Raw genomic sequence first — 4,141 nt, 5'->3', positions numbered from 1 at the left:
TCATACCCACGTCGGCGACCAAGCCTTAGCCGCCTGAACCAAGCCAACCAGCCTCCGAAAAACCCGGAGCGGTTCAGTCATCACCTTGGCGACCGAGGCCTTGATGCCCTCATGCGCGTCCGAGATCACCAGCTTGACCCCGCGCAGGCCGCGCCGGGCCAGCTTGCGCAGGAACTCGGTCCAGAAGGTCTCAGCCTCCGACGGGCCGATGTCGAGGCCCAGGACCTCGCGTCGGCCATCCGTGTTGACGCCGACCGCCACGATGACGGCGACCGAGACGATGCGATGGTTCTGGCGCACCTTCACGTAGGTGGCGTCGATCCACAGGTAGGGCCACTCGCCTTCGATCGGCCGATCGAGGAAGGCGTTCACACGCTCATCGATCTCCTGGCACAGCCGGCTGACCTGGCTCTTGGAGATGCCCGTCCCACCCAAGGCCTGGACGAGATCGTCGACCGCGCGGGTCGAGATGCCCTGGATGTAGGCCTCCTGGATCACCGCGGTCAGCGCCTTCTCGGTCATCCGGCGCGGCTCCAGGAAGCTCGGGAAGTAGCTGCCCGTCCGCAGCTTCGGGATGCGCAGCTCGACCGTGCCAGCCCGCGTCTGCCAGTCCCGGTCACGGTACCCATTGCGCTGGGCCAGCCGCTCCGGGTTCTTCTCGCCGTGGGCCGCGCCAGTCAGGCCGCCCACCTCCAGTTCCATCAAACGCTGCGCGGCAAAGCCGATCATCTCGCGCAGCACGTCTGCGTCCGCGCTCTTCTCAGCCAGCGCCCGCAGGCTCATAACGGCATCGGTCATCGGGGGTCTCCCGGGTTCGGGGTTGGTGGTTCACAACCCGATCCTAACCCGTCACCGCCGATGGCCACCCCCGCGGGCGATCCCGCCTGCTACAGCGCTGTGAGGCGCGCGCAGGCGGGCTCTCCCGCTCTCGTCTAGCTACACCACTCCAAGGGACACGACCACCGCGCGTCGCGTGGGATTCTGAGCACGCTATGAGAGAGTGGTGCGAGGCCAGCCACATAGGTATCCGCGAGGCGTTTGACCGCTTCGCAGAGGCAATTCTGCGTGGCTACGTCTGACAGGTCAACCGCTCAACCCGTCTACGCGTCATCTTGAATCCCTCACCGAACGCCGGATCCTCACCAGGGTCCGGCGTTCTCAATTCCTGGGGTGGCGGCAGTCTCAGGCTAGAATCGATGCACCCCGGCCGGTCGGCTTGCCGGTCCAGAACTCGAATCCCCCCTCCGGAAACCCCTTTTGACGCTTCCGCGAGCTGGCGCCTCTCCCTTCAGAGAAGAAAAGAATCGTATCGTATCCGCAGGGGTGACCTTCGATTCACCCACCCCCCGAGACTTCGAGCGCCGGGCGAGCCACGCGGCCCATTCCCGGGACAGGACCCGGATGACGTTGGTCAGGTGCTTGGCCCCGTGTTGCTTGCGCTCGTCGACGGAGATGAGGCCTTGCAGGCGAGCCTCCTTGATTGCGCGCTGCACGAGACGGCAGCAGACGCCGGCCCGCTGGGCGATCTCGGCCACTGAGCGGTCGCACCGCCCCTTGGCGGCGATCTCGTCTGCGACGATGCCGAGCACGGCGATCTCGCCCACCGTGAACAGCTCGGCGAGCCCTGGCGGGATCGGGCCGGAATAGGCGACGCGCCGGCGCCGGAGCTTCGCGGACGGGCGGTCGCTAATGCGGGGGCGGGTGCGGGGCGGGAAGATCGACGCGCGCTCCATGACGGCGGCGAGCGGCACGGCGGAGGAGGGCGGGGGCGCAGCAGTAGGGGACGCCCGGCCGGCGGTGCGCCGCGCCTCGATCGCGTCGTCGAGTTCGCCCGCCTCGCGGTCGTCGATCCCTCCGGCGGCGTTCAGCGCGTAGAGCTGCTCGCGCAAGGCCGGCAGCATCGCCGGCAGTGCTCGGGCGATCGCCTCTTTCATCTCGGCATAGGTCATCGGTCGGCCTCGAGGTGAGGCCGCGGCAGATCGAGCCGGGTCGCGTGAGACGCGCCCGGTTCCCGGACAAAGCTCCGCCGTCGTCGGAAAACGGGTTTCCGATTGACAGAGGCAGCGATTTCGGGGACGATCCGACTTGCAACGGTTCAGATCGGCCCTTCGGGGCTCCAGACCCCTTCACCCGGCAAGGTGAGGGGGTCTCGCTTTTTCAGGGTCTCACTGCGGCGGCAGGGTCTCCGGTGATTGCGACTCGGGCAGCGTGCCCGCGTGCGTTAACGTGGTATGAGGCACGGATTAACCTCTGCCGTCAAATCGCCTGGGTTCGAGGTGCTGCCCCATCAACCGGTAGAACGCCCGCGTGTCCTCGATCGACAGCCGCAGGCTGACTGATCCTCCCTCGGTTTGACGGACACCTCTGATACGCTCGTTGCGGGCGGGGAAGGTGTCGGATGGCGAAGACGAGACGGGAGTTCACCCCCGAGTTTAAACGCGAAGCGGTCGCCTTGCTGGAGAGCAGTGGCCGGTCGCAGATGCAGGTCGCGGCCGAACTCGGGATCCAACCCTCCATGTTGCGGCAGTGGCGCACGGCGCTGAGCGAGGTCTCGCCTCGACCGCGCTCGGCAGGATCGGCGGGGACCTCGCCCGCCAGCCCCATCACATCTCCGGCCGACCAGGCCGCCGAGATCGCCCGCCTGCGGCGTGAACTCGACCGGACGCGCATGGAGCGCGACGTCCTAAAAAAAGCGATCGGCATCTTCGCGGAGATGCCCAAGTGACGTTCGCCTTCATCGAGCAGCATGCACGCACTTGGCCGGTGCGTCTCATGTGCCGCGTGCTCGGAGTGTCCCCCAGCGGGTACTACGGATGGCGATCGCGTTCTGAGAGCGCCCGGTCGGCGTCAAACCGCCAACTCCTGGAGGAGGTCCGGCGTGTGTATGCCGGGCATCACAGGCGCTACGGCGCGCCGCGCGTGCATGCTGCCCTGCGAGCCGAGGGCCGCACCGTGAGCCGCGGGCGGGTGGAGCGCCTGATGCGCCGTCACGGCATTCGGGCACTTGCGGGGCGGCGGTGTAGCCGCCGATGTGAAACTGGCTCTCCCGCGTTTGTGGTGCAGCCGTAGCGGTTACGCTGCCAACACCCGGGCACGCAGCAAGTCGAGCTTGGCCCGACCGTACATCGTCCGCTTCAGCGTCTTCACGCGGTTGATCTGTCCCTCGACGGGGCTCGTGCTCCAGGACAGCGCGAGCGCAGCTTCCACGGCGGCCCGATCCCGCCTCAACCCCTCCGCCAGGCCGCTCAGCGGGCCATCGCGACAGCGATCCAGCCACGCACCGAACCCGGCCTGATCCTGCTCCCGCACGATCACCGTGAACGCTTTCACCTCCGCAAGCGCACGCTCGATCTCGGGGACGGCGGCCACCAGAGCATCGAGGAAGCGCCCGTCCATCTCGCCATGCTCATCGTTGTTCAGGAGAAGCCGCGCCGCCCGCCGCGGCGACGGGCGCCGCCAGACTGGATTAGGTGCAGGTCGCGTCCGCGGCGGGCCGCCCCTGAGAGCAGCAACGCAGAGCCGGACGCTCATCACGCCACCTCGGAAGCCCGAGGCCTGCAGCTCGCGCCAAAGCTGCGTCGCGTTGCTCTCGCCTTCGTCGAGCCGCCGCACGAGGTAGGGCACGAAGGGATCGATGATCCGCGCCCGTTCGCCCTTGTGCCAGGTCGGCGCCGTACCGGCTCGCAGCCAGTGCCGTACCGTGTTCCGCGACAGCCCAGTCTCGCGCGCGATGGCGCGGATGCCCTGGCCGTCCCGAGCCAGGGCGGCAACATGCTGGAAGCGGGACTCCCGGTCCGCCTGACCCTGCCGCTGTCGCTGCTGCGCTTTGGTAGCCGGACGGGGTTCGACGTAAGCGCTCGGTGAAGGCCGCCTTGTGGCTGTAGTGCTTTGCTCTGGATACAGTGTCTGGCGCCAGATGGCGCTGTATCGGCCCTGTGTCTGGACCTATGACCAACTCTCCTCACGTCGTCGTTGCGGGCACGCGCCGCGTCTGGTCGCCCGAGCAGAAGCGCGCCATCCTGGCCGAGGCGGACGATCCCGCCACGACCGCCTCGGAGGTAGCCCGCCGGCACGGTCTGCACTCCAGCCTGCTGTTCCGATGGCGGCGCGCCTTGCTGGCCGAGCAGCAGGCCTCGGCTGC

3 protein-coding genes and 3 pseudogenes are annotated in these 4,141 nt (G+C 68.0%); 2 read left to right on the top strand and 4 right to left on the bottom strand.

Going from position 1 to position 4,141, the window contains the following annotated elements:
* Positions 1-78: 78 nt before the first annotated feature.
* Positions 79-798: pseudogene (locus EU555_RS35720) on the bottom strand (IS256 family transposase); the annotation flags it as partial.
* 389 nt (positions 799-1,187) lie between these two features.
* Positions 1,188-1,949, bottom strand: a complete 762-nt coding sequence (locus tag EU555_RS35715) for a hypothetical protein (RefSeq protein ID WP_135420111.1) — start codon at positions 1,947-1,949, stop codon at positions 1,188-1,190.
* A 449-nt stretch (positions 1,950-2,398) separates the two neighbouring features.
* Between EU555_RS35715 and EU555_RS35710 the strand changes: the two are divergent.
* Positions 2,399-3,045, top strand: a pseudogene (locus EU555_RS35710) (IS3 family transposase); the annotation flags it as partial.
* A 27-nt stretch (positions 3,046-3,072) separates the two neighbouring features.
* Here EU555_RS35710 and EU555_RS35705 read toward each other — a convergent pair.
* Both EU555_RS35705 and EU555_RS37805 read right to left on the bottom strand, forming a co-directional pair.
* Positions 3,073-3,624: a transposase gene (locus EU555_RS35705; protein WP_135420109.1), complete on the bottom strand. Its 552-nt coding sequence runs from the start codon at positions 3,622-3,624 to the stop codon at positions 3,073-3,075.
* Between the two features lie 66 nt (positions 3,625-3,690).
* A pseudogene (locus EU555_RS37805) lies at positions 3,691-3,762 on the bottom strand (hypothetical protein); the annotation flags it as partial.
* Between the two features lie 185 nt (positions 3,763-3,947).
* Here EU555_RS37805 and EU555_RS35695 point away from each other — a divergent pair.
* Positions 3,948-4,141, top strand: a 194-nt coding sequence (locus tag EU555_RS35695; protein ID WP_135419949.1) for a transposase, incomplete at its 3' end; no start/stop codon positions are given.

It is taken from the genome of Methylobacterium nonmethylotrophicum, assembly GCF_004745635.1.
Taxonomy (GTDB): domain Bacteria; phylum Pseudomonadota; class Alphaproteobacteria; order Rhizobiales; family Beijerinckiaceae; genus Methylobacterium; species Methylobacterium nonmethylotrophicum.
Note: the sequence above shows the minus strand (reverse complement) of the source record. Positions and strands in the feature narration are given on the sequence as shown.

Bases quoted from the DNA above. Each gene is read 5' to 3' on its own strand.
- EU555_RS35715 (WP_135420111.1), bottom strand. From the start codon at position 1,949: ATGACCTATGCCGAGATGAAAGAGGCGATCGCCCGAGCACTGCCGGCG.